Annotated in this window: 22 protein-coding genes; 8 read left to right on the top strand and 14 right to left on the bottom strand. The window is 65.7% G+C overall.

Features of this window, described 5'->3' with window-relative positions:
• Both RSW2DRAFT_RS07505 and RSW2DRAFT_RS07500 read right to left on the bottom strand, forming a co-directional pair.
• The coding region (locus tag RSW2DRAFT_RS07505) for a helicase-related protein (RefSeq protein ID WP_040671825.1) at window positions 1-2,628 on the bottom strand (2,628 nt) is incomplete at its 3' end.
• 18 nt (window positions 2,629-2,646) lie between these two features.
• Complete coding sequence (locus RSW2DRAFT_RS07500; RefSeq protein WP_008029603.1) at window positions 2,647-3,246, bottom strand: tetratricopeptide repeat protein; 600 nt, start codon at window positions 3,244-3,246, stop codon at window positions 2,647-2,649.
• A gap of 40 nt (window positions 3,247-3,286) precedes the next feature.
• On the opposite strand from RSW2DRAFT_RS07500, the gene RSW2DRAFT_RS07495 reads away from it, so the two are divergent.
• Both RSW2DRAFT_RS07495 and RSW2DRAFT_RS07490 read left to right on the top strand, forming a co-directional pair.
• Window positions 3,287-3,571 carry an SCP2 sterol-binding domain-containing protein gene (locus tag RSW2DRAFT_RS07495; RefSeq protein ID WP_008029600.1) on the top strand — a complete coding sequence of 95 codons (285 nt, stop codon included), beginning with the start codon at window positions 3,287-3,289 and terminating at the stop codon, window positions 3,569-3,571.
• Window positions 3,568-4,503, top strand: a complete 936-nt coding sequence (locus RSW2DRAFT_RS07490; protein ID WP_008029599.1) for an alpha/beta fold hydrolase — start codon at window positions 3,568-3,570, stop codon at window positions 4,501-4,503. The genes RSW2DRAFT_RS07495 and RSW2DRAFT_RS07490 overlap by 4 nt, the downstream gene beginning before the upstream one ends.
• Window positions 4,504-4,630: 127 nt before the next feature.
• Here the strand turns inward: RSW2DRAFT_RS07490 and RSW2DRAFT_RS07485 are convergent, their stop codons facing one another.
• From RSW2DRAFT_RS07485 to RSW2DRAFT_RS07470, 4 genes are read right to left on the bottom strand one after another with little or no spacing between them, the layout of a single operon-like run.
• On the bottom strand, window positions 4,631-5,356 hold the full coding sequence (locus RSW2DRAFT_RS07485) for a proteasome-type protease (protein ID WP_008029597.1): 726 nt from the start codon (window positions 5,354-5,356) through the stop codon (window positions 4,631-4,633).
• A gap of 30 nt (window positions 5,357-5,386) precedes the next feature.
• Window positions 5,387-6,196, bottom strand: coding sequence for a transglutaminase family protein (locus RSW2DRAFT_RS07480; protein WP_008029595.1), 810 nt, complete (start codon window positions 6,194-6,196; stop codon window positions 5,387-5,389).
• Window positions 6,196-7,146, bottom strand: a complete 951-nt coding sequence (locus RSW2DRAFT_RS07475; protein ID WP_008029594.1) for an alpha-E domain-containing protein — start codon at window positions 7,144-7,146, stop codon at window positions 6,196-6,198. Before RSW2DRAFT_RS07475 ends, RSW2DRAFT_RS07480 begins: the two co-directional genes overlap by 1 nt.
• 4 nt (window positions 7,147-7,150) lie before the next feature.
• Window positions 7,151-8,542: a circularly permuted type 2 ATP-grasp protein gene (locus RSW2DRAFT_RS07470; RefSeq protein WP_040671793.1), complete on the bottom strand. Its 1,392-nt coding sequence runs from the start codon at window positions 8,540-8,542 to the stop codon at window positions 7,151-7,153.
• Between the two features lie 237 nt (window positions 8,543-8,779).
• Here RSW2DRAFT_RS07470 and RSW2DRAFT_RS07465 point away from each other — a divergent pair, with 237 nt between their 5' ends.
• Complete coding sequence (locus RSW2DRAFT_RS07465) at window positions 8,780-10,600, top strand: M3 family oligoendopeptidase (protein WP_008029592.1); 1,821 nt, start codon at window positions 8,780-8,782, stop codon at window positions 10,598-10,600.
• 15 nt (window positions 10,601-10,615) lie between these two features.
• Here the strand turns inward: RSW2DRAFT_RS07465 and RSW2DRAFT_RS07460 are convergent, their stop codons facing one another.
• The 7 genes from RSW2DRAFT_RS07460 to RSW2DRAFT_RS07430 form a co-directional block, all read right to left on the bottom strand.
• Window positions 10,616-11,461, bottom strand: coding sequence for a cobalamin B12-binding domain-containing protein (locus RSW2DRAFT_RS07460; RefSeq protein WP_008029591.1), 846 nt, complete (start codon window positions 11,459-11,461; stop codon window positions 10,616-10,618).
• 183 nt (window positions 11,462-11,644) lie between these two features.
• The gene (locus RSW2DRAFT_RS07455) at window positions 11,645-12,634 is read right to left on the bottom strand and encodes a Gfo/Idh/MocA family protein (RefSeq protein ID WP_040671791.1); all 990 of its coding nucleotides are present in this window, start codon (window positions 12,632-12,634) and stop codon (window positions 11,645-11,647) included.
• 57 nt (window positions 12,635-12,691) lie between these two features.
• Window positions 12,692-13,306, bottom strand: coding sequence for a class I SAM-dependent methyltransferase (locus tag RSW2DRAFT_RS07450; RefSeq protein WP_008029589.1), 615 nt, complete (start codon window positions 13,304-13,306; stop codon window positions 12,692-12,694).
• Between the two features lies 1 nt (window position 13,307).
• On the bottom strand, window positions 13,308-14,060 hold the full coding sequence (gene pssA, locus RSW2DRAFT_RS07445; protein ID WP_008029588.1) for a CDP-diacylglycerol--serine O-phosphatidyltransferase: 753 nt from the start codon (window positions 14,058-14,060) through the stop codon (window positions 13,308-13,310).
• Between the two features lie 10 nt (window positions 14,061-14,070).
• Window positions 14,071-14,763 (bottom strand): phosphatidylserine decarboxylase, encoded by a 693-nt coding sequence (locus RSW2DRAFT_RS07440; RefSeq protein WP_008029587.1) that lies wholly within the window; start codon window positions 14,761-14,763, stop codon window positions 14,071-14,073.
• A 142-nt stretch (window positions 14,764-14,905) separates the two neighbouring features.
• Entirely contained in the window at window positions 14,906-15,802 is an 897-nt protein-coding gene (gene rpoH / locus RSW2DRAFT_RS07435) for an RNA polymerase sigma factor RpoH (RefSeq protein WP_008029585.1), read from the bottom strand.
• 167 nt (window positions 15,803-15,969) lie between these two features.
• A complete protein-coding gene (locus RSW2DRAFT_RS07430; protein WP_008029583.1) occupies window positions 15,970-17,286 on the bottom strand; it encodes a hypothetical protein in 1,317 nt (438 codons plus the stop codon).
• A 300-nt stretch (window positions 17,287-17,586) separates the two neighbouring features.
• Between RSW2DRAFT_RS07430 and RSW2DRAFT_RS07425 the strand changes: the two genes are divergently transcribed.
• The gene (locus tag RSW2DRAFT_RS07425) at window positions 17,587-18,588 is read left to right on the top strand and encodes a TerC family protein (RefSeq protein ID WP_008029580.1); all 1,002 of its coding nucleotides are present in this window, start codon (window positions 17,587-17,589) and stop codon (window positions 18,586-18,588) included.
• Between the two features lie 40 nt (window positions 18,589-18,628).
• Here the strand turns inward: RSW2DRAFT_RS07425 and RSW2DRAFT_RS07420 are convergent, their stop codons facing one another.
• Window positions 18,629-19,699, bottom strand: a complete 1,071-nt coding sequence (locus tag RSW2DRAFT_RS07420) for an RluA family pseudouridine synthase (protein ID WP_008029578.1) — start codon at window positions 19,697-19,699, stop codon at window positions 18,629-18,631.
• Between RSW2DRAFT_RS07420 and RSW2DRAFT_RS07415 the strand changes: the two genes are divergently transcribed.
• From RSW2DRAFT_RS07415 to RSW2DRAFT_RS07400, 4 genes are all read left to right on the top strand, one after another.
• Window positions 19,698-20,012, top strand: a complete 315-nt coding sequence (locus RSW2DRAFT_RS07415) for a DUF6476 family protein (protein WP_040671788.1) — start codon at window positions 19,698-19,700, stop codon at window positions 20,010-20,012. The genes RSW2DRAFT_RS07420 and RSW2DRAFT_RS07415 overlap by 2 nt on opposite strands.
• A gap of 66 nt (window positions 20,013-20,078) precedes the next feature.
• A complete protein-coding gene (locus tag RSW2DRAFT_RS07410; RefSeq protein WP_232209662.1) occupies window positions 20,079-21,818 on the top strand; it encodes an ATP-binding protein in 1,740 nt (579 codons plus the stop codon).
• 116 nt (window positions 21,819-21,934) lie between these two features.
• Window positions 21,935-23,398: an amidase gene (locus RSW2DRAFT_RS07405; RefSeq protein ID WP_008029573.1), complete on the top strand. Its 1,464-nt coding sequence runs from the start codon at window positions 21,935-21,937 to the stop codon at window positions 23,396-23,398.
• A gap of 81 nt (window positions 23,399-23,479) precedes the next feature.
• A complete protein-coding gene (locus RSW2DRAFT_RS07400; RefSeq protein WP_008029572.1) occupies window positions 23,480-24,532 on the top strand; it encodes an ABC transporter ATP-binding protein in 1,053 nt (350 codons plus the stop codon).

Raw genomic sequence — 24,532 nt, 5'->3', positions numbered from 1 at the left:
GCGGCGCTCGCCGGCCGGTTGGAGTTCGGTCCGGGCGCGCGGGCCACGGCCTTCGCCGCCACGCGGGCGCGGGGCCCAGGTGAAGGTGACGAAGGTTTCCATCTCGACCACCGGCGGCTCGGCAGCCTCCGCTTCGCCTTCGGCGGCGGGCGCTTCGGGTTCCGGCGCCAAAGCTTCGGGAGGCGGCGCCAGCACCGATTCCCCCTCGGGGATCGGCGCGGTGGACACCACCACCGGCACCACCACCTCGGCCTTGACCTTGGGCCGCTCGCCCTTGTCGCCCTTGTAGCCCAGACCGGCCATAAGATCGGTGAACTGCTCCAGCGTCATGCCGGTGATCGACAGCATCTCGGGCGTGGCTTCAAACCCCGCCCGGCTGTCCTTGGCGCGCAGCAAATCGGCCAGCCGTTCCAGCATGTCGATGCGGATGGCGCGGCTGCCGGCCGGGTGATAGCCCGCCAGCGTGTAATGGTTGCGCGGCACTTCCGGCAGGTTGGGGATGGTCACCAGACCGGGCGGCGGGCTTTCGGGAAACTCGGCCAGACCATTGGCCAGCGACCACAACACCAGCCGCAGCCGGGTCGGCGCGGGCTTCAAGAGCAGCGGCAGGAACACGGTGAACTGGCCAAACCGCACGCCATGCTTGCGCAAGGCCGAGCGCGCCTCCTGGTCCAGCGCCTTCACATCCTCGGCCACCTCGGCGCGGCTGAGAACGCCAAGCCCCTCGCCCAGCCGGAAGGCAAAACCGCGGGCCAGCCCGGTCAGCGTCTCGTCGCGGCCCAGCGCCAGCAGCGGCTCGAACAGCGCCGCCACCTTGCGGTCGATGAAATGCTGCAAGCGGCGGCGCACCTTTTCCAGCACCTCCTGGCCTGCATCTTCGTCCACGAAAGCCTCGACCTGCGGCCGGGTAACCTCGGCCCCCGCCACCAGCTTGCCGACGGCATAGGTGCCCCACATCAGGCCGCCCTGCTCGGTGAAATCCATCTCGGTGTCGGGGGCGTTGTAGAACTTGTCCGCCCGCAGATGGAACTCGGGGCGCAGCGCCTGCACCGCGGCCTGCCGCAGCACCCGCGCCTCGTCTGGCGAGCCTGACGCATCCTGACGGAAGCGGAACCCTTCCAGACGGCCGACGAATTCGCCTTCCACCGTCACTTCACCCAACGTATTGACCTCGGCCACAAGGCTCTCCTTCTGCTTCAACCGCCGCATCAGAACCGAGGTGCGCCGGTCGACAAATCTTTGCGTCAGCCGTGCGTGCAACGCATCTGACAAGCGGTCTTCTACAGCGCGCGTTTCATCGCGCCAATGGCTTTCATCGTCCACCCAGCCTTTGCGCTGTGCGACATATGTCCAGGTGCGGATATAGGCCAGACGTTTGGACAGCGCGTCAATATCGCCATCGGTCTTGTCGATCCGCGCCACAGCCTTGGCCAACCAGTCGGTCGGCACCCGTCCATCCTGCAGAAAGCCGAAGATTCGCGCGAGCAAACTGGTGTGCTCGCCGCCCGAAATGCCGCGGAAATCCGGGATGCGGCAGACATCCCACAGCAGACGCACCGCTTGCGGGCTGCGGATGCGGTCGTGCAGGTCGGGCAGGTCCGACAGCACCTTCAACGCCGCAAGATCGTCGGATTCGCGGGTGCGGTTCAGCCATTCGTTGTCGGTGGGGGCCTCCAGCGAGCCAATCAGCCGCGCCACCGTGCCGAACTCCAGCACGTCGTTGCGCCAGTTCAGCTTGCGCACCGGGGCAAAGCGGTGGTTCTCGATCGCCTCGATCACCTCGTCGTCCAGCACCTGCGCCTCGCCGGTGACACCAAAGCTGCCGGGCTCCAGATAGCGCCCGGCCCTTCCCGCGATCTGACCCAGCTCGTGCGGGAACAGCGCCCGCATCCGGCGGCCATCGAACTTGGCGGTGGCGGAAAAGGCGACATGGCCGATATCAAGGTTCAGCCCCATGCCGATGGCATCGGTGGCCACCAGATAATCGACGTCGCCATTCTGATACAGTTCCACCTGCGCATTGCGGGTGCGGGGGGAAAGCGCCCCCATCACCACCGCACAACCGCCCTTCTGGCGGCGGATCAATTCGGCGATGGCATAGACATTTTCAACCGAAAACCCGACGATGGCGCTGCGCGCGGGCATCCGGCTTATCTTTTTCGAACCATTCCACGTCAAAGTCGAAAACCGCTCGCGCCGGGAAAACTGCACCCCCGGCACCAGCGCCGCAATCGCCGGACGCATCGAATCCGAGCCCAGAAACATTGTATCCAGCAGGCCGCGCGCCCGCAGCAGGCGGTCGGTAAAGACATGGCCACGTTCGGGGTCGGCGCAAAGCTGGATCTCGTCGATGGCGACGAAATCGGCACCGATCTCCAGCGGCATCGCCTCGACGGTGCAGACCCAATACTGGGTGCGATCGGGCACGATGCGTTCCTCGCCGGTGACCAGCGCCACCACCGACGGGCCGCGCAGGGCCACGATCTTGTCATAGACCTCGCGCGCCAGCAGCCGCAACGGCAGGCCGATCACCCCGGTGCGGTGGCCCAGCATGCGCTCGATGGCGTAATGGGTCTTGCCGGTATTGGTCGGCCCAAGGACCGCCGTGACCCGCGCGTTCGATCGCATCATCCTGCCCGTGGTTTGTTACAGCGCCTGGCCCGCGGCTTTTTCTTCCAGCCGCTTCACCGCGTCCAATACCGCCTGCAGGCGCGGATGTATAGCAAGCGCGGCGCGATAGACGGCCAGCGCCTGTTCCGGGCGGTCCAACTCCTCCAGAATCACGCCAAAGCCGGAAAGCGCCCCGAAATGCCGCGGATTCAGCGCCAGCGTGCGCTGGATATCCTCGATCGACGGTCCCAGATCGCCGTTCTGGAAATAGGCGGTGGCCAGCGCGTTCCAGCCCTCGGCAAACTCGGGCGCATGGTCGGTCAGCGCCGTCAGATGCTGGATCGCCACCTCGTAATCGCCCTGCTCCATCGCCTTGCGGCCCCGCTCCAGCAGCAGATCGAAGGCGGGCGAGCCGGACCGCGACCATTCGCGCCAGATATCGGATTCGATCCGCACTGCCTGACGCTCATCAGCGGTGGCCAGATCCGCAAACAGCGCGTCCAGCTTGGCGGTCTGGGCGGCAACGGGCAGGCATGACAGGAAAATCAGCACAATTGCCGCAACGATACGAAGTGGAAAGGGTTGCTGCGCATACATTTCACGGGCAAGTGTAGCGCGCGCGGCGGGAAAAGCCATATCCTGCCGCTCACGTTTCGGGGACCGCAGGGAGAGCAGGATGAGCAAGGTAATCGCAAAGGCTGTGGAAGAACTGGGCAAGAAGGTGCCAAGTTTTGATGGCGTGGCGAAATTCGTCATCCCCGGTGAGGGGGCGATCATGATCGACGCCAATGGCGTGCGCCCCGGCGACGAGCCTGCCGAAGTGACGCTGACCGCCAGCGGCGAGGTGTTTGCCGCGATTCTGGCCGGCGAGATGAACCCGACGATGGCCTTCATGACCGGCAAGCTGACAGTTGATGGTGCCATGGGTCTGGCGATGAAGCTGGGGGCGGCGCTAAGTTGAAAGCTGCTCCGTACTTTGCCGAGATTGCCGAGGGCCCCGAAGATGGCCGCACCTTCTGGCTGACCACTGCCGATGAAGTGCGGCTGCGCGCCGGGCTGTGGCATGGAAACGGGCCGCGCGGCACGGTGATCCTGCTGCCCGGCCGCACCGAATATATCGAGAAATATGGCCGCATCGCCCGCGATCTGGCGGCCAGCGGCTATGCCACACTGACCTTCGACTGCCGCGGTCAGGGGCTGGCCGACCGGCTGCTGGCCGACCCGATGGCGGGCCATGTGCAGGATTTCGCGGAATATCAACGCGATCTGGATGCGCTGTTGACGGCGGCGGATGCGCAGGGTCTGCCGGAACCGCGCTATCTGCTCAGCCATTCGATGGGCGGCTGCATTGCGCTGCGCGGGCTGATGCGCGGCATCAAGGTGCAGGCCGCGGCGTTCTCGGCACCGATGTGGGGGATTTCCATCGCCGCCTGGATGCGGCCCTTTGCGTCGGTGTTTTCCACCATGTCGGTCTGGTTCAATCAGGCGCATCGCTATGCGCCGGGGACCGGCGGCAAGACCTATCTGGCCGAGGCCGAGTTTGCCGGCAACATCCTGACCAAGGACAGCGAAACCTGGGACTACATGAAACGCCAGGCGCTGACGCATCCCGAGCTGACGCTGGGCGGACCGTCGATGGGCTGGCTGCATGCGGCGCTGATGGAATGTCACGCGCTGTCGATGATGCCGTCGCCGCCTGTCGCCGCCTATTGCGCGCTCGGCACTTCGGAACGGGTCGTCGATACCGGGCCGGTGCATCTGCGGATGGCGGCCTGGCCGCGCGGGCGGCTGGACCTGATCCCCGGTTCCGAGCACGAGGTGATGATGGAAGTGCCTGTCACCCGCAGCCGATTCATCGCCAGTGCAGTGGCGCTGTTCGAGGCCAATCGCTAGCGCCTGTCAGGCAAAAGTGGACACCGGTATTGCCGCCCGACAGGCGCTGGACCATTCCGCCGCTCCTCCCTCCCTTTCGGTCGGTCCTCGCTGCAGCGAAGCGCGCCCGCAAGGAAGCAATGAGCGACTAGAGCGTGATCTGGGCGAACCCGTCGCGCAACGCCTTTGACCAGGCATCCGACATGGCGCGGAACCCCGGATCGCCCGCCTCGATCCGCCGCCGCAGCGTCACCCGACAGGCATCGCGCTCGATCACCGCCAGATCCAGCGGCATGCCGACGCTGAGGTTCGAGCGCAGCGTCGAATCCATCGACAGCAGCACCGCCTTCTGCGCATCGGCCAGACTGGTCGCGGGCGTCACCACCCGGTCAAGGATCGGTTTGCCGTATTTGTGCTCGCCGATCTGCAGGAACGGCGTGTCCTCGGTGGCCTCGATGAAATTGCCTTCGGGATAGATCAGGAACATCCGCATCTCGCCGCCGCGCCGCTGCCCGGCGACGATCATGCTGGCCGAAACCCCCTGCCCCATCGCCACCAGCTTTTCATCGACATCGGCCCGCACCGCCGCCAGGGTATTGCCGATGATCTCGGCCACCCGCAGCAAGGTCGGCGCCAGCATGATCGAGGTTTCGGCATCGACATCCGGCCCGCGCACCGCGTCCTTCAATCGGGCGATGGTGGTTTGCGTCACCGACAGGCTGCCGGCGGTCAGGATGGTGATCACCCGTTCGCCGGGGTCTTCGAACACGAACATCTTGCGATAGGTGGCAATATTGTCCAGCCCGGCATTGGTGCGGGTGTCCGACAGCAGCACCATCCCCGCATTCACCAGCAGGCCCACGCAATAGGTCATTCGTCTTCCCCGGTTCCGTTGCGGGCCAGCCTATTGCTGCACCGACTGAACTGCAACCGTCACGTCCATGCTTTCGACGCCGGGCCCCCGGGCAATGCCGCGAATAGGTGCTGCATCTTGTGCATCCAACCCCGAACCAAGCCGGATATAGCGTTCGTCCGGGCAGCAACGGTTTGCGGGGTCAAAACCAACCCAGCCCAGGCCTGCCACCCAGACCTCGGCCCAGGCATGCGCCGCCTCGTGCAGGGTGCCATCCTCGCTGGCATGCAGGTAGCCCGAGACATAACGCGCAGGCATCCCCAGATGCCGCGCCATCGCCAGCACGGCATGGGCATGGTCCTGACAGACCCCTTCGCCACCGGCCAGCGACTCGGCGGCGGTGGTGTGGGCATGGGTGGTGCCGGGGCGATAGACGATGGCATCCGCGACCGCCGCCGACAGCCGGTGCGCGGTTTCCAAGCCGCCCGAGGCCGTGACGCATTGCGCCGCCAGATCGGCCAGCGCCTGATCGGCCTGGGTGGGCGTGGTGGAGCGCAGGTAACATTCCGGCGGCACCGCTTCGCGGTGGCCGCGCAAAACCCCTGACAGATCCGTGGTTTCCAGCCGCCCGCGCACCGTGACCGAAATCTCGCTGACCGGGCCGGGCACGCTCCAGCCTTGCACCCAGTCGCCCGCCCCATCGCGGAACGCCCCACCTGCCAGCCCGCCCGACACCGAAACTTCCCAGTCCAGCAGCCGCTGGCCGTCGAACCGCGAGGGGGTCAGCCGGTGGCTTTGCACCACGCTGCGGGCAGGCGTGTCATAGCGATAGCGGGTCACATGATCGACACTCAGCAACATCAACGCATGTCCCCGCTCAGGTAACTGTCGTGGATCACCGCGCCAAGGCTGGCCGCATCGCGGATGAAGCGGGACAGGAACTCGTGCAAGCCTTCCTCGAAGATCGCCTCGACACTGACCGAGTCCAGCCCCGCCAGCAAGCGCGCGCTGAGTTCCTGCGCCTCGGTCATCCGCCCGTAAGCCTTGGCCAGCCGCCCGAGGTGGTTGTTCATCCCGGCGACGCAGGTGATCAGGCTGCGCGGGCATTGCGGGTTCAAGATCAGGAAATGCGCAATCTTGGCCGCCGTCACCTCGCCACCGTAGGCCCAGTGAAACGCCCGTTGCGACGACATCGCCCGCAGCAAGGTGGCCCATTGGTAGTTGTCCAGCCCCGAGCCGACATAATCGACCTTCGGCAACAGCACATAGTATTTCACGTCCATCAGCCGGGCTGTGCTGTCGCCACGCTCCAGATAATAGCCGATGTTCAGAAAGTTGTAGCCGTCGTTGCGCAGCAGCGTCGCATCAATGGCGCCGCGCACCATGGCGGCGTGGCGCATGGTCCATTCGGTCATTTCCGAAAGCTCCAGCTCGCTGCGTTCGCGGCGTTCCAGCGCGCGCAATTCCTGAAACGCGGTGTTCAGCGCGTCCCAGACTTGCGCGGTCAGCGCCGTGCGCACGATGCGGCCATTCTCGCGTGCCGCGGTGATGCAGGCCGCCACCGACGAGGGGTTGTCGTGGTCGAAGAACAGATGGCTTTCGATGTTGCGCTGCACCGGGTCGCCGTATTTGGCGGCAAACCCGTCGGCCATGCCGCCCGCGCGCAACAGGCTGTCCCATTCGCTGCGATAGCCGTGCACCGAGGGCAAGAGCGAGATGCGCGCGCCCACCTCCAGCAGCCGGGCGGCGGTTTCGGCGCGCTCCATCCGGCGGGCGATCCAGTAAAGATTGTCGGCGGTCCGGCTTAACATGACATCACTCCGCCAGCACCCAGGTGTCCTTGACGCCGCCACCCTGGCTGGAATTCACCACCAGAGAGCCATCGGTCAGTGCCACCCGCGTCAACCCGCCGGGCACCAGATCAATGCTTTCACCAACCAGACAATAGGGCCGCAGGTCCACATGCCGCGGGGCGATGCCATCGGCCACGAAGGTCGGCGTGGTCGAAAGCGCCAGCGTCGGCTGGGCGATGTAGTTGCCGGGGTTGGCCTTGATGCGGGCGCGAAACATCTCGACTTCGGCGGCGCTGGATTTCGGCCCCACCAGCATGCCGTAACCGCCCGAGCCGTGAACCTCTTTCACCACCAGTTCGGCCAGATGCTCCAGCACATATCGACATTCGTCATCGCGGCCGCATTGCCAGGTCGGCACGTTGTTCAGGATCGGCTCCTCGCCCAGATAAAACCGTATCATTTCCGGCACATAGGTATAGACCGCCTTGTCGTCGGCCACCCCGGCCCCCGGCGCCGAACAGATCGACACCCCGCCCGAGCGGTAAACGTCCATCAGCCCCGCCACCCCCAGCATGCTGTCGGGGCGAAAGCACAGCGGGTCCAGATAGGCATCGTCCAGCCGCCGATAGATCACATCCACCCGGCGCGGGCCTTCGGTGGTGCGCATGTAGACATACTCGCCTTCCACGAACAGATCCTGGCCCTCGACCAGTTCCACCCCCATCAGATCGGCCAGAAAGCTGTGTTCATAATAGGCGCTGTTGAAATGCCCCGGCGTCAGGATCACCACCGTCGGCTCGCGGTCGCATTTGGCGGGGGCCACCGAGGCCAGGGTGCGCCGCAGCCGTTCGGAATAGCTGTCGATCGGCAGGATACGGTTTTCGCGGAAGAGATCGGGGAACATCCGCATCATGATCTCGCGGTTTTCCAGCATGTAGCTGACGCCAGAAGGGGTGCGGCAGTTGTCCTCCAGCACGAAAAATTCGTCCGGCCCGGTGCGCACCAGGTCGACGCCGACGATGTGGCTGTAAACCCCCTTGGGCGGCACGAAACCCACCACCGATTTCTCGTAGGCCGCGTTCTGATAGACCAGCCGCGCCGGAATCCGCCCGGCCCGCACAATCTCGCCGCGCCCGTAAACATCGACCAGAAAGGCGTTCAGCGCCTGCGCCCGCTGCTTGATGCCACGCTCCAGCCGGGTCCATTCGGCATGGCTGAAGACGCGCGGAAACATGTCGAACGGGATCAGCCGGTCGGGGTCGCCACCCTCGCCGTAAACCGCGAAGGTGATGCCGATCCGGCGAAACAGCGCCTCGGCCTCGGCCTGTTTCATCTGGCGCAACTCGGCCGGCATGGCCCGGGTCCAGCCTTCCAGCCGGGCATAGGGTGGGCGCACGGCGCCTTGCAGATACATCTCGTTGAAACAGCTTGTCACGGCGGATGCCCCTGTGCTTGCCCTTTCACTTAATCAGTGGCGCGGCGCAGGGGGAAGCCTTGGCGGCCATTCGCGCGCATTCCCCCAGCATATGCCTATATTTTAGGCGCACTCGCCCGGTTTCGCGCCGCTTTACCCACGAAAAGCTGATCCCCGCGGCCTTGCACCCACCCCACCCTTCCCCCTAGATGGGATGAACAGCAAACGAGGTTCCGCATGCCGCTTCCCCTGCCCCGCCCGGTCTTTGATGCCAACAGTGCCGCCGCAGGCTTTGGCGACCTGCCCGAATGGGATCTGACCGACCTTTACCCCAGCCCCGAGGCGCCGCAACTGGCCGCCGATCTGGCTTTTGTCGAGCGTGCGGTCGTGGCCTTCGAGGCCGCGCACAAGGGCAAGCTGGCCAGCCTTTCCGCCGATCAGATGCTGGCCTGCGTGCAGGATTACGAGGCGATCGACATCGCCGCCGGGCGGCTGATGTCTTACGCGGGCTTGCGTTACTACCAGAACACCATGGACAGCGACCGCGCCAAGTTCATGGCCGACATGCAGGACAAGATCACCACCTTCACCACGCCGATGGTGTTTTTCTCGTTGGAATTCAACCGTCTGGACGAAAACCATCTGGCAGGCCTGCTGGCCGCCAACGAAGCCCTCGCCCGCTACAAGCCGGTGTTCGACCGCATGCGCGCCATGCGGCCCTACCAGTTGTCGGACGAGCTGGAGACCTTTCTGCACGACGAATCCGTGGTCGGCGCCTCGGCCTGGAACCGGCTGTTCGATGAAACCATGGCCGGGCTGACCTTCACGCCGGAGAACGAGACCCTCAGCCTCGAAGCCACGCTGAACCTGCTGACCGACCCCGACCGCGCCCGCCGCGAGGCTGCGGCCCGGGCGCTGGCGAAGGTGTTCGAGCGGGATATCAAACTGTTTTCCCGCATCCACAACACGCTCGCCAAGGAAAAGGAAATCCACGACCGCTGGCGCAAGATGCCGACCCCGCAAACCGGGCGGCACCTGTCGAACCATGTCGAGCCCGAGGTGGTCGAGGCGCTGCGCAATGCCGTGGTCGCGGCCTACCCGCGGCTCAGCCACCGCTATTATGCGCTGAAGGCGAAATGGCTGGGGCTGGAGCGGATGCAGGTCTGGGACCGCAACGCCCCCCTGCCGCAGGAATCGCCGAAACTGGTGGATTGGGACACCGCGCGGCAGACCGTGCAGGCCGCCTATGCGTCGTTCGACCCGCGCATGGCGGCGCTGTCGGAGCCGTTCTTCTCCAAGGGCTGGATTGATGCGGGCGTCAAACCCGGCAAGGCTCCCGGTGCCTTTGCCCACCCGACCGTCACCACCGTGCATCCCTATGTCATGCTGAACTACCTTGGCAAACCGCGCGACGTGATGACTTTGGCGCACGAGTTGGGCCACGGCGTGCATCAGGTGCTGGCCGCAGCACAGGGCGAACTTTTGTCCTCCACCCCGCTGACGCTGGCCGAAACCGCCTCGGTGTTCGGCGAAATGCTGACCTTCCGCAAGCTGCTGGATGGCGCCAGCACGCCTGCCGAACGCAAGACCCTGTTGGCCGGCAAGGTCGAGGACATGATCAACACCGTGGTCCGCCAGATCGCCTTTTACGACTTCGAGTGCAAACTGCACGCCGCCCGCGCGCAGGGCGAACTGACCCCCGACGACATCAACGCCCTGTGGATGAGCGTGCAGGCCGAAAGCCTTGGCCCGGTGTTCGATTTCATGCCGGGATATGAAACCTTCTGGGCCTATATCCCGCATTTCGTGCACTCGCCGTTCTACGTCTATGCCTATGCCTTCGGCGACGGTTTGGTGAACGCGCTTTATGCCGCCTATGCCGACGGCCTGCCGGGGTTCCAGGAGAAGTATTTCGACATGCTGAAGGCTGGTGGGTCCAAGCACCACAAGGAACTGCTGGCGCCCTTCGGGCTTGACGCGTCGGACCCGAAATTCTGGGACAAGGGCCTGAGCATGATCGCAGGTTTCATCGACGAGCTGGAGGCGATGGAGGCCTGAAAAACCGCGGCGGGGTCAGCCCCGCCGCTGTGCCTGCAACCGGGCTTGCAGCCGGTTTTGCATCTGCACCTCGGCCTCGGGCAGGTCTTTCACCACCGCATCGGCGTCGGTCAGGGTCATCAGGTCGGGTTCCAGATCGGCGATCTTGCCGCTGATCATGATCCAGGCACCGGGATTGCGGATGCGCAGCGCCACGATCAGCCGCGACAGCGCAAAGATCATGCTGGTGCAACTGGCCGACAGGCCGATGATCGGATACTGCCGATGGCTGATCGAATCGACCAGTTCCTCGTGCGACATCCCCACTTTCAGGTCGATCTGCCAGCCACGACGACGCATCTGGTCGGCGGCCATGGTCACGCCCAGCGTATGGGTCTCGCCCGGCGACGCGGCAAAGACTGCGCGGAATTCGTCCGGCAGCACCACGCTTTCGGCGCAGAACAGCCGCCGCAAGCCGCGCATGATCGCATATATCCGGCCGGTGCCGATGGCGACCTCCAGCAGCGAGGCCTCGTCATCTTCCCACATCTCGCCCAATTGCCGGGCGGCCTGCGCCAGATAGCCGAAATACAGCCGCTCGATCGACACGCCGCTGTCATGGGCGCGCATGATCCGGTCGGTGGCAACATTTTCGTCGGCGGCCAGCAGATCAACGCACAGCGCGTCGATCTCGGCCTGCGGCACAGGGCCTTCGACGCGCAGGGTTTCCTTGTTGCGCTGATCCAGCCGCGCAATCACCTCTTGCGCCAGGGCATGCACCGCCTCTTGCGGCAACGTGGCCCGGCCAGAGCGGAACAGGTCGTTGGCCCGATCCAATGCCGTTCGATCCAGGCCAGAGCTTTCGTTCAGGTTCCCAGTCATGCCGACTTGCCTTCCGAAAGTTCCATGGGCGACCCCCCGCCGTTGCAAGACCCAAGGCCTTGCTGCGCCCCATGATTCCATAATCCTGCGCGACGTCACCTTAACACCGAAAACATGTCAAGCAAGCCTGACAGTTCGCGCAGAGGATGTGGCGAATCGTCTCGCTCCTTGCAATTGCAGCATTTACGACACTGCAACCGCAGCGGCAAAAATCCGGTCGATCATGGCTTGGGTGCCACGCACGAATTCCAGCGGGCAAGGGTAGGCCGCGCCGGTCCGCACCGAGGTGCAAAACGCCTCGACCTGCAACACATAGTGGTTGGCGGCGGGAAAACGCTCGACCGTCATCGACAGGCCGGGGCGGTGCAATTCCACCCGCGCCTCACCAAACACGTTGGCATTGAAGGGGGCGGTCAGCCGGATCAGCCCGGTTTCGCCCTGAAACACCACCTCTTGCCGCGGGAACAGCCGCATCGAGGTCAGCGCGGCATAGCTGAACCGCCCCTGCGGTCCGGCAAAAGTGCCCGTCACCTGCGCCCAGGTATCGACACCGTTTTCAAACCGCACGCGGGCTTGCAGGTCTTCCGGCTCCGCTCCGGTGACGAAACGCACCGAGCCATAGGCATAGACCCCGATGTCGCGGATGCCGCCACCGCCGGTTTCCGGCCGGTTGCGGATATTGGCGAGGTCGGCGCGGTTGTCATAGCTGAACACCACATCGGCATGTTCCACCCGGCCGATGGCGCCCGACTGCACCAGATCACGGGCGCGCTGCCATTGCGGGTGATGCACGATCATGTAGGCCTCGGCCGCCAGCAAGCCGCTGGCATCGCGGGCGGCGATCAGCGCGTCGAAGTCCGAGTCCTGCATGGCAATCGGCTTTTCGCACAACACATGCTTGCCCGCGGCGAGGGCTTTCAGCGTCCATTCGACATGCAGATGGTTGGGCAGCGGAATATAGACCGCATCAATCCCGGGGTCGGCCAGCAAGGCCTCATAGCTGTCATGCAGCCGCAGCCCGGGGCAAAACGCCTGAAACGGCACCGCCTTGGCGGGATCAGAGGTGGCCAGCGCCACCAGTTCGGCACCCTTTGCTGCATGGATGGCCGGGGCCATGTGATGCCGGGCGAAATTCGCCGCCCCCAGAATACCCCACCGAACCGCTGCCATCATCGCCTCCGCTGCACGGCGGTCAGGCTAGGGCCAGCCCGCCCCGCCGACAAGCCCGCATCACAGCTTGCGGAACCGCAGCATCGTCATCATCCCGAACGGCGGCAGCGTGCGTTCCTGCTTCAACAGCAGCCCGGCCTCGCCCATCACCCGCGCCCTCGCGAAATCCGAATGCCAGCCCAGCAAGTTGACCATCGGCGCCGCCGCCTTTTCCGCCACCGCCAGAAACCCGGCCTCGCGGGCAAAGTGGTTGACCACGATCACCGACCCGCCCGGACGGCAGACCCGCGCCATTTCCGCCAGCACCTTTTCCGGCTCCGGCACCACCGACATGATGTGCATCGCCATGACATGATCGAAACTGTCATCGGGATAGCCCAACGCCCGGGCGTCCATCTGCTCCAGCGCCACCACTTGCCGCAGCCGCAGCTCTTTTACCTTTTCCTGCGCCTTTTCAAGCATTTCGGCGCTGTAATCGACACCAGTGACCCGGACGTTATGGCCATAGCGGCGCAGCGCGAGGCCAGTGCCCACCCCCACCTCCAGCACATCGCCGCCGGCGCGGTTGACAAAGCTCACCGCTGCCCGCCGCCCGGCATCGGTGATGGCACCAAACGTCAGATCGTAGATCGGCGCCCAGCGGGCGTAGGATTTCTGAACAGCGTGCAGGTCCATGTCACTCTTCCTCCCCGGAACGGCCAACCCGATACTGGCGCACCGCAAATCCCAATGCGGCCAGATAGGCCACGTCCAGAACCACCAGCGTGGTCCAGGTATAGGTCAGCAGCGCCGCCACCAGCGCCACAAAGCCCAGCACGATGTAGCTGGCAGTATCGGCATAAAACGTGGTGCCCTTGAACGAGGGCGTCGGCACCCGGCTGATCATCAGCGCGCCGATCGCCACCATCCAGATCGCCACCAGACTCGGCGGCAGGTGCGGCATGCCGTCCAGCATGAACACCACATACATCGGCAGCATCACCAGCATGGCCCCGGCAGGCGAAGGCACACCGACGAAATGGGTCTTCGCAGTCGGATCATGCGGCACCCGGCTGTCTACGTTGAACCGCGCCAGCCGCATCACGCAGCACACCGCATAGATCAGCACCGCAATCCAGCCCGCACTCGACCAGCCCTGAAACGCCCAGAAATACAGCGTCAACGCCGGGGCCACCCCGAAATTCACGAAATCGCCCAGCGAGTCCAGTTCGGCGCCGATCTGGCTTTCCTGCTTGAGCATCCGCGCCAGTCGGCCGTCCAAGCCATCCAGCACCGCCGCCAGCAGGATAAGGCCAATGGCAAAGCCGAACCGCCCCTGCGCGGCAAAGCGGATCGCGGTCAGGCCCGCGCAAAGCGCCGTCACCGTCAGCAGGTTCGGCAGCAGTTGCACCAGTGGCAGTTCGGACCTTGGTCTTTTCGGTTCCGTCATGGCCGGGCAATCACTCGGTCTTGGCGGTGCGGGCGGGCGGGTTGGCGGCGAGGTCCGCAATCACCGTCTCGCCGGCGATCATGGTCTGGCCCAGCGTCACCTGCGGCTGCACACCTGCGGGAAGATAGACATCCAGCCGCGAGCCGAAACGGATCAGCCCGAACCGCTCGCCGGTGCGAACGGCCTGATCTTTCGACACGAAACACACGATCCGCCGCGCCACCAGCCCGGCAATCTGCACCACGGCGATCTTGCGGCCATCCGCCATCTCGATGCTGAGGCTGTTGCGCTCGTTGTCGATGCTGGCCTTGTCGAGCGAGGCGTTCAGGAATTTACCCGCGCGATAAGCAATCGCCGTGACCTTGCCGGCAATCGGCGCGCGGTTCACATGGCAGTTGAACACGTTCATGAAGACCGAGACCCGCAGCAGGGCCTCCGGCCCCATGCCCAATTCCTCGGGCGGCACCGCGGTTTCGATCAGCGACACCACGCCATCGGCAGGGCTGACCAGCAGCCCCTCGGCCTGCGGCACCGCCCGCTTGGGGTCGCGGAAAAAGTAATAGCACCAGATCGTCAGGCCCAGCGCCACCCAGCCGATCGGATCCCAGATCAGAAAGCCCACCAGCGTGACCGCCGCAAAGATGCCGACAAAGCGCAGCCCCTCGCGGTGCATCGGTTTGACGAAGGTATCAAGCATGTTCATGGCAGCCCCCTGTGCAAGGAATACTCAGCGCCTATAGGGTTATGCCCGCCGGTTCAAACGCAAATCCCTGCAGGCGGCCTGAAAGCGGCAATATGGCGCGCATTTCCGACATTGGCCCTGCGACAGCTGCGCGCAGCCGCCCTCAGGCCGGGATTGCCATGCCCTTGCCGCGCGCCAGTTCGCGCATGCGTTCCTGCAGCTTTTCAAACGCCCGCACCTCGATCTGGCGGATACGCTCGCGGCTGACGCCATAGCTGGCGGACAGATCCTCCAGCGTCACCGGCTCGTCGGCCAGACGGCGCTGCATCAGGATGTCCTTCTCGCGGTCGTTCAGCACCGCCATCGCCTGCACCAGCAGGGCGCGGCGCATCTCCAGCTCGTTGCGCTCGGCATAGTCGTTGGCCTGATCGCTGTCCTCGTCCTCCAGCCAGTCCTGCCATTGCGTGCTGCCCTCGCCGTCCGAGCCGACCGTGGCATTCAGCGAGGCATCGCCGCCGGAAAGCCTGCGGTTCATGTCGATAACCTCGGTTTCCGACACGTTCAGGTCATGGGCAATGCGGGCGACGTTCTCGGGCCGCAGATCGCCCTCTTCCAGCGCGCCGACCTTGGCCTTGGCCTTGCGCAGGTTGAAGAACAGCTTTTTCTGCGCCGAAGTGGTGCCCAGTTTCACCAGTGACCACGACCGCAGGATGTACTCCTGAATCGAGGCCCTGATCCACCACATCGCGTAAGTGGCCAGCCGGAAACCCTTTTCCGGGTCAAAGCGTTTCACCGCCTGCATCAGCCCGACGTTGGCTTCCGAGATCACCTCGGCCTGCGGCAACCCATAGCCGCGATAGCCCATGGCGATTTTCGCGGCCAGCCGCAGGTGGCTGGTGACCATCTTGTGCGCGGCGGTCGCGTCCTGATGATCGACCCAACGCTTCGCCAGCATGTATTCCTCTTCCGGCTCCAGCAGCGGAAACTTGCGAATCTCCTGCATGTACCGGTTCAGGCCCTGTTCCGGGCTTGGCGCGGGAAGATTGGTATAGGTGCTCATCGGACCCTCCTGCCCTGCCCGGAAATTCCCGGGCCGGGGCCAGCTACTTAAGTACCCTATGACGAAGCCGCAAGAGATTGCGCTATCACAGAACAGCTTAACGCCAGATATACGCGGCTCCGTCGCCCGCGGATGAATGTGTCGGAAATATCACGCAGATGTCAGCGTCAGGCCACCCGGTCCAGCGTGGCGGCCCCCGGTTGCAGCAGGATCACCTCGCCCGCGCCATGCCGCAGGCCGATCGCCCCCGCGGCCTTGGTGCCGGTGAAGGTGATGCTGCCCTCGCCAAGCCGCAGCGTCAGGCTGTCCTCGCCCCATTCCAGCGCGAAGCCGGTGAATTCGGCACCGATCTGCACCACCGCCTCGGTGCCCGCCGCCAAAGCCACGCTGTCGTTGCCGTCGCCCAGCCGGTAATACAAGCCCACCGTGCCGCCTTGCAGCGCGATGGTATCATCCCCCGCGCCGCCCGCGATGCCGATGGTCGATTGCGCCCGCACCGTGATCGCATCATTGCCGTCGCCGCCGCCGACATGGCTCCCCCAGGCCAGCGCCGAAGCCATCCGCGCCGCCGCGGTCTTGTCCGCCACCGGGTCCAGTTCGCCGCCTTCCTGCGGGTCGCGCGACAGCCGCTGGCCGATCGCGGCATCGACGGTGATCACATCATCACCCGCGCCGCCCGAGATGCCGCCGACCACCAGCGACTGCACGCTGATCGCATCGTTGCCCGCCCCCGCGTCCAGCCCGACCGCCACGCCCGCCATAACCGCGATGGCGTCATTGTCGCCACCGGTGCTGACGCCATCGACAATCCGGGCGGCAATCGCCACCGCATCACCCGCCTCGCGGATCGCGCCCGAGGCCATGATCCAATCGACATCACCGGCATCAGTGCTGACGTCGCGCACCACATCGGCAATGATGCTGACGGCATCGGCGTCGTTGCCGGTAAAAATGCCGCTGACCTCGCGCGCCGTGATCGTCACCGCATCCGACCCGCCCGCGGTATCGACGTTTTCCACCACATCGGCGTTCAGCACCAGCGTATCGGCCAGTTTGGCATCGTTGTAATAGGCCAGCGGCGCCAGCCCGCTTTTGAAATCGGTATAGAGGCCGGAAATCCGGCCCGCGCTGATCGTCAGCGACACCCCGCCGGTGGTCTGATGCTCGCCCGAGACCAGCACCGCCGCCCCGGCCTGCACGGTGTTCTGCCCCGCGCCGGTCTTCTCGGCCAGCAACCGGCTCAGCGCCCGGGTCAGCCTGGCCACCTTGGCCAACAAGCGATCCGTCTCGCCGCGGTGCGGCTGGTTGGCATGCCCCTGCCCGGCCTCGCGCATCTGCTTGAAATTCGCGGCCTGTTCGCTGCGCTGGGTCGCCACATCGGCCTTCACCAGCGTCGTCAGATCGGTCTGCGCCGCACCATCACGCAGCGGATAGGTCGAAGAACCTTGCACCCAGGCCATCGCGGCCGAAGAAACGCCCTGCATCGCAGCCCCCTTGGTCAACAGGCATGGCCTCAGCCTGCCAGCGGCGCGTTGCGATAAGGTTAAGGCGCTTTGCAGGGATTTCAGCAGCACGGCCGCGCGCCGGTCGCAACAGCGCGGAAATTCGGCGCAGCCCCCCTTGCGCCGCCCCGAACACTCCCTAAATCCCAAGAACGAACCGGGCCCCTCTGACGGCAGTTGCAGCCGTGATGTCGGATCGCACCGAGCGTGCTCGGTGACAGCCCGGTCTTTCGATCCTGCGGGCGGTTGCTGCCACGTTCCCCAACAGGACGAGGCTGCATCTTGGATATCCTGCTTTATTCGCAATTTCTGGGCACACCGCTGTGGATGTGGTTTGCCTTCATGGCGGTCGTTCTGGCGCTGCTGGTGCTTGACCTTGGCGTGCTGCACAAATCCGACCACGAGATCGGCGTGACCGAAAGCCTGAAGCTTTCCGCACTTTACATCAGCCTTGGCGTTGGCTTCGGCGGCTTTGTCTGGCTGCAACTGGGCGCGCAGCCGGCGGCGGAATACCTGACCGCCTTCGTGGTGGAAAAGACCCTGGCGCTGGACAACATCTTCGTCATCGCGCTGATCTTCAGCTATTTCGCGATTCCGCGGCAGTATCAGCACCGCGTGCTGTTCTGGGGTATTCTGGGCGTGATCGTGCTGCGCGGCCTCATGATCGGGCTGGGGGCGACGCTGGTCGCGCAATACGGCTGGCTCTTGTATGTCTTTGCCGCCTTCCTGATCTTTACCGGTGTCAAGATGCTGGTCACCGACGAGGAAGACATGGACCTGAGCGCCAACCCGGTGCTGCGGTTCATGCGCAAGCACTTCCGCGTCACACCCGGCCTGCATGGCAGCCGCTTTTTCGTGAAAGCCCCCGCTGCCGGGACCGGGGCGATGGTGCGCCAGATGACGCCGCTGTTCCTGGCGCTGGTGCTGATCGAGATCGCCGATCTGGTGTTCGCGGTGGATTCGGTTCCCGCGGTGTTCGCCATCACCACCGACCCCTATATCGTCTATACCTCGAACATCTTCGCGATCCTCGGGCTGCGGGCGTTGTATTTCGCGCTGGCTGCGGTGCTGCACCGCTTTCACTATCTGAAATATGCGCTGGCGATCCTGCTGGTGTTCATCGGCTCGAAGATCTTCGTGGCCGACATGATGGGGTGGCAGAAGTTTCCGGCAAGCTGGTCGCTGGGCATCACCTTTGCGATCCTGACCGCGGGCGTGGCGGTGTCGCTGTGGAAAAGCCGCAACGAACCGGCGGTCCACGGCGCCGGGCGGCTGAGCGAGTAAGCGCGCGGGTCCGCAGGGGCACCCCTTCGGACCCGGCCATTCAGACCCCGCGCAGTGCCGCGGTCAGTGCCGCCATATCGGCAGGCAGCGGCGAGGTGAACAGAAGCTCCTCTCCCGACACCGGATGCACGAAGCCGAGGCTGGCCGCATGCAGCGCCTGCCGCGGGAAATCGTTGGCGGCCTGCGCCACCGCTTCGCCAACCGCTTTCGGTGCCACCTTGCGGCGACCGCCATAGGTCTGATCGCCCAGCAGCGCGTGCCCGGCATGGGACATATGCACCCGGATCTGATGCGTGCGCCCGGTTTCCAGCCAACATTCCACCAGCGCCGCCACTGGCGGGGTGCCATAGCTTTCCAGCACCCGCACCCGCGTGACCGCGTGGCGGCCACTGTCGAACAGCACCGCCTGGCGCTGGCGGTCGGTCTTGTGGCGCGCCAGATTGGTGGCGATGCAGACAATCCCGCCCGGCTCGAAGCTGACGCCACGGATACCGCGCAGCCGCGGGTCGGCGGCGTTGGGCGCGCCATGCACCAGCGCGATGTAGTGGCGGGTCACGCTATGCGCCTCGAACTGCGCGGCCAAGCCATGATGCGCCCGGTCGGTTTTCGCCACCACCAGCAGGCCCGAGGTGTCCTTGTCGATCCGGTGCACGATGCCGGGCCGCTTGGCGCCACCCACCCCCGACAGCGTGTCGCCGCAATGATGCAGCAGCGCGTTGACCAGCGTGCCGGTGTAGGAACCGGGCGCCGGATGCACCACCATGCCCACCGGCTTGTCAACCACGATCAGATCGGCATCCTCCCAGACCACGGTCAGCGGGATATCCTCGGGCTGCGCGTCGATGTCCACCGCCGGCGCCAGCCGCAGCAGATATTCCTGCCCCTCGGCCACCCGCGCCTTGGGGTTGGTGACGGCGACGCCCTCCAGCGTCACATCCCCATCCGCGATCATCTTCATCAGCCGCGAGCGTGACAGTGCCGCATCCTCTGGCACCTGCCGCGCAAGCGCCTTATCAAGGCGGTCGGGCGGGTCTTCGCCAATGACCACACGCAGGTTTGCTGCATCGGTTTCATCATCGGCATCGTCTGCCGCAAACGGAGAGTTGGCCATGGATACGGCTCCGGCACCGGAAGGGCTTCCGCCCAGCCTGAGGTTTCTGAAAACGCTGGTGACCGTGCTGACGGTCACGATGATTGCCGGTGTCATAACCATCGTCGGGCTGCTTGTCACCCGGCTGCCTTCGGGCGGCCCCACGGCGCTGCCTGCGTCCATTGCCCTGCCTGCCGGAACCAAGGCCGCGGCCTTCACCCAAGGCGCGGGCTGGTTTGCCGTGGTCACCACCGATGACCGGATTCTGATTTTCAACTCGGACGGCAGTCTGCGTCAGGATATCACCGTGACAGTCGCGCCCGCAGCGGACTAGGCTGCCCCAAGGCGTCGGCCCGCCGCCATCCGGCGGACGGGGATGCCCTTCAGGGCGGCAAAGTCGATGACCTCTGCATCCCAAATGCCGCCCACCTGCCCCAGGTGCATCGACCTGGCCGAAGAGCTGCGCCGCCAGTTGGAGCTGTTGTGGCGCGATGCGCCGGTGCGGTTCTTCACCTCGATGCTGGCCTATGCCCTGTCGATGCTGTTCCTGCCCTGGCCGATCCCGCTGATCTGCGCGGCGGTGAACTTCACCGGCGAGATCGTCAGCATGCGGCTGATGCGCGACCTTGATCCGACGCGCCAGCGCGGGCGCTACGGACTGGTGCTGGCGATCTGCTATGTGACGGAACTGGGCTTTGCCGCCCCCCCGGCGCTGATCTGGCATCTGGACGGTCCCTACATGAAGGCCTTTGCCGTCGGCATGCTGGTCTCCTCGATGCTGCATGTGGTGACGGTGCGGGCGATCCACCTGCCGCTGGGGCTTGCGGGACTTGCCGCCATCGCCACGGCAGGGCTGGTGTCGAACTCGGCCCACTGGCTGCACCTGCGCGACATCACTTCGCTGGTGTTCACCACGTTCTGTGCGCTGCTGGTGCTGGGCTATGCCACCGGCGCGCTGGTGCAGACCCATATCCTGAACCGCAACGTCGCCGCCGACCGCGCGCAGGCGCTGGCCGCCAATGCCGCCAAGGGCCGGTTTCTGGCGCAGATGAGCCACGAGTTGCGCACGCCCCTGAACGCCATCCTCGGCATGGGCCACGCCGAATTGCGCCGCAACCCCGATGCGCTGGGGCAGGAACGGCTGGAGGTTCTGGTGGCGGCGGCCTCGGGCCTCAGCACGATGCTGGACGACATTCTGGATGTGTCGGCGGTCGAGGAAGGGCGGATGCAGATCCACCCGGCAGCGGTCGATCCCGCCGCCGAGATCGCCGCCACCGTGGCGCTGTTCCGCCCCAGCTTTGACGAAGCCGGGCTGCGGCTGAACCTCGATCTGGCCGCCGACCTGCCCGCCTTTGTGCGGCTGGACCCGCAGCGGTTGCGGCAATGCCTGTCGAACCTGCTGTCGAATGCGCTGAAATACGCCGCCCGGGGCGAGGTGACGTTGCAGGTGTGCCGGACGGCCGACCTGCTGCGCATCGCCGTCACCGACACCGGCCCCGGCATTGCCGAAGCCCAGCGCGAGGCGATCTTTCAGCCCTTCGTGCGCGGCGGCGCGGTCAGCCCGGTCGATGGCGGGCGCGGCCTCGGCCTTGCGATCTGCCGCGAACTGGCCCGGCTGATGGGGGGCGATCTGGTGCTGGCCGATGGCCCGACGCCCGCCGACGCACCGCAGGGCGCCTGTTTCGTGCTGACCCTTGCCGCCCCCACCACCGAAGCTCCGGCACCTGCACCGGCACCGCAGACCCTGCCGCTGGCCGGGCAACGGGTGCTGACGGTGGACGACATCTCGACCAACCGGCTGGTGGCGGCGACCTATCTGAACCTCTTGGGCGTGGCGGCGCTGGAGGCGGACTCGGGCGCTGCGGCGCTGGCGCTGCTGGCCGCGACCCAGGTCGATCTGGTGCTGCTGGACATGAACATGCCCGAAATGGACGGGCTGGAAACCTTCCGCCGCATCCGCGCCCTGCCGGGGTCCATGGCGCGGGTGCCGGTGGTGGCGCTGACCGCCGATGCCAGCGCCGCCCATCGCGCGGGCTATCTGGCGCAGGGGCTGGACGGTTACCTTGCCAAGCCGCTGACCCCCGAGGCACTGGCGGCGGAACTTGGCCGGTTGCTGCAACCCTCTGCAATCACAGGCTGAAACCGACAACCTATGCGTCGGTAATCGCCAATTTGCGACGAAAGCCGCGGTCAATCCGGGTGGACCTTCCGGCTTTGCCGCCGCAGCATGGCACGGCAACAGCCAAGGAAGCGACCATGCTGCAAGCCTACGATGTGCACGACGCCACCGATCTGGCAGCCCTGGTCGCCGCGGGCGAGATTACCCCCTGCGAGTTGCTGGACGAGGCGCTGGCCGCGGTGGCGCGGCTGAACCCGAAGCTGAACGCCGTGGTGCTGATGCAGGAAGATGTGGCGCGGGCCTCGATTGCCGCGGGCCTGCCGCAGGGGCCGTTTCGCGGCGTGCCGTTCCTGATCAAGGATCTGGGCTGCGAGGCGGTGGATTTCCCGTCGCACAACGGATCAAACCTGCTGCGCGACACCCGCTACAAGCGCGACAGCGCCATCTTCGAACGCATCCGCGCCACCGGCGTCGTCACTTTCGGCCGCACCACCTCGCCCGAGGGTGGCATCGGTGCCGCCACCGAAGCCGCGGTTTACGGTGGCCCGACCCGCAACCCGTGGAACCTTGATCACACCTCGGGCGGCTCGTCGGGCGGCTCGGGGGCGGCGGTGGCGGCAGGCATCGTGCCCTTCGCGCATGGCTCGGACGGGGGCGGCTCGGTGCGCATCCCGGCGTCAAGCTGCGGGTTGTTCGGCTTCAAGCCGACGCGGGCGCGGCTGCCGGACGGGCCTTATGCCGGCGAGGGCTGGGCCGGCATGGCGATCGACGGTTTCCTGACCCATTCGGTGCGCGATACCGCGGTGATGCTGGATGCCTGCGCCGGGGCCGATCTGGGTGCCCCCTACTGGGCGCCGCCCTTGCAGTGCAGCCATGCCGACGCGATCAGCCGCCCGCCGCAGCGGCTGCGGGTGGCGGTCTGCGACACCACGCTGACCGGCGAGCCGATCCACCCCGATTGCCGCGCCGCCGTACTGGCCGCCGCGCGGCTGCTGGAAAGCCTGGGCCACCATGTCGAACCGGGCCGCCCCAGGGCCGATGTGCCGATGATGATGCGGGCCTGGACCGACATCGTGGCGGTCGGCACGGCGCTGGGCATCGACGCTGGCCTGAAAGGCCGGCCGCTGACCGCCGATCTGGTGGAAGGCGTCGGCCGCGGTGCCCATGCCTATGCCCAGACCCTTGCCCCCACCCGCTATCTGCAAGCCGTCGGGCAAATCCATGCCTTCGGTCGCCAGATGGCCGCGTATTTCGACCCCGAAGACGGCAGCCCCGGCCCTGACATCCTGCTGACCGCCACGCTGGCCGAGCCGCCCGCATTGGTGGGCCGTTTCGCCCACACCACCGAGGATTACCTTGACTACCGCATGGGCCCGAACGGCATTTTCGCCTATTCGCCGTTCTGCGCCATCTTCAACGCCTCGGGACAACCCGCCGCCTCGGTGCCGCTGGGGCGCTCGGCCAGCGGGCTGCCGATCGGCGTCCATCTGGCCACCCGCTTTGGTGCCGACGAGGATCTGATCGCGCTGTGCGCAGAACTTGAGCATGCCGCCCCCTGGCTGGGCCATCAAGGTGGAACCGGCACGAAAGGCCTTGCATGACCGCCGCTTCCCGGAAAACATGATCAAATCTTGAATGGCCGTGAATCAGCGCCGGGGGGCAGATATTTGTCGGAAATAGCCGTGGAAGCCCGCAACGCAGTCAAGGCCTTTGGTCAGGGCGATGTGGCGGTGCGGGCGCTGGATGACGTGTCGGTGCAGATCCGCAAGGGCGAGTTCTTCACGCTGCTGGGGCCGTCGGGCTGTGGCAAGACCACCCTGCTGCGGCTGATCGCCGGGTTCGAGACCCCGACCTCGGGGCAGATTTTGCTGGACGGGCAAGACATTACCGACCTGCCGCCCAACAAGCGGGCGGTGAACACGGTGTTTCAAAGCTATGCGCTGTTTCCGCATCTGACCGTGCTGCAGAACATCGGTTTCGGCCTGGAAATGCTGGGCCGCCCGAAGGCCGAGGTGAAAGCCACCGCCGAGCGGATGCTGGCGCTGGTGCGGATGGAGGCGTTTTCCTCGCGCAAGGTGGCGCAACTTTCGGGCGGCCAGCAGCAGCGGGTGGCCCTCGCGCGGGCGCTGGCACCGCAGCCCAAGGTGCTGCTGCTGGACGAGCCGCTGTCGGCGCTGGACCTGAAGCTGCGCAAGGAAATGCAGGTGGAACTGAAGCGCCTGCAACTGGAAACCGGCATCACCTTTGTCTTTGTCACCCATGATCAGGAAGAAGCCCTGACCATGTCGGACCGCATCGGGGTGATGAGTGCCGGCAAGATCCAGCAGATCGGCGCCCCGGTCGATATCTACACCCGCCCGGTCAACCGCTTTGTCGCCAGCTTCATCGGAGAGACCAATTTCCTGCCCGCCAGCGTGACGGGTGGTCGCGTCACGCTGAACACCGGTGACGGGATCGAGGCGGGCGGCACCGAAGGCCGCATCGGCCCGGTGACCGTGACCATCCGCCCCGAACAGGTGCGCATCGGTCCGGCGGATGAGCCCGGCGCGCTTGCCGCCACCGTGCGAAGCTGGGTGTATTTCGGCACCGATACCCATTGCCACCTTGGCCTTGCCGATGGCTCGGAAGTGGTGGCGCGGCTGCAAAGCCCGGCTTCGGGCGACGCGGGTCTGCATCAGGGTGACAAGGTCGGCCTGCGCTTTGCGCCGGGTGCGGCGCAAGTGCTGGGGGATTAG

It is taken from the genome of Rhodobacter ferrooxidans (assembly GCF_000176015.1).
GTDB classification, from domain to species: Bacteria; Pseudomonadota; Alphaproteobacteria; order Rhodobacterales; family Rhodobacteraceae; genus Pseudorhodobacter_B; species Pseudorhodobacter_B ferrooxidans.
The sequence above is the reverse complement of the archived record's forward strand: the minus strand, read 5'-3'. Positions and strand labels throughout refer to the sequence as shown.